This is a genomic window from Streptomyces sp. SM11 (assembly GCF_002910905.1).
Classification (GTDB): Bacteria; Actinomycetota; Actinomycetes; order Streptomycetales; family Streptomycetaceae; genus Streptomyces.
The window spans coordinates 1-531 of the sequence record NZ_NEUE01000074.1; the positions used below are offsets into that span (position 1 = coordinate 1).

1 protein-coding gene is annotated in these 531 nt (G+C 78.3%); it reads right to left on the reverse strand.

Annotated elements, in window-relative coordinates:
* The coding region (locus B9S58_RS04615; RefSeq protein WP_308457890.1) for a helix-hairpin-helix domain-containing protein at positions 1-531 on the reverse strand (531 nt) is incomplete at both ends.

Below are 531 nucleotides of genomic sequence, written 5' to 3' on the forward strand. Positions count from 1 at the left end.
CGGGGCGGCGGTGGCCGCCGCCGCCCAGTCGGCGGCCTTCTCGCAGGCGTTGACCAGCCGGGCCAGGCCGTCGGCGAGACTCTCCTCGGCCAGGGCGTAGCGGTCCAGGCCCAGCAGCACCTGGACCGGCTCCCGGGCCGCGTCGCCGTCCTCCGTGAGGCCCGCCCCGTCAGCTTCGTCCCCTGCGCCGTCCGCCGCCACGGCGCCGTCGTCCGGCGCCGGCTCGTCGCCTTCCTGGAAGACCAGGGCGACACCTTCCTCGACGGCGTCCCGCACCGCCGCGTCCGGATCGCCGACCGCACGCTCGGCGAGCGCCGCCCGTACGGCCCGGGCGTCCAGCGCCGTGTGGCCCTGGAGGGCGGCGCGTTCCAGCAGCCAGCCGACCAGGGCCGCCGTCCTGCGCCCGTCGTCCGGACCGCAGCCGACGCCCACCAGGGCCCGTGCGAAGCCGTCGGCCTGTTCCGGCCGCACACCCGGCACGGCCAGCAACTGCCAGGGGTCGGTGCGCAGCAGCTCGGCAGCCTGCTCGCC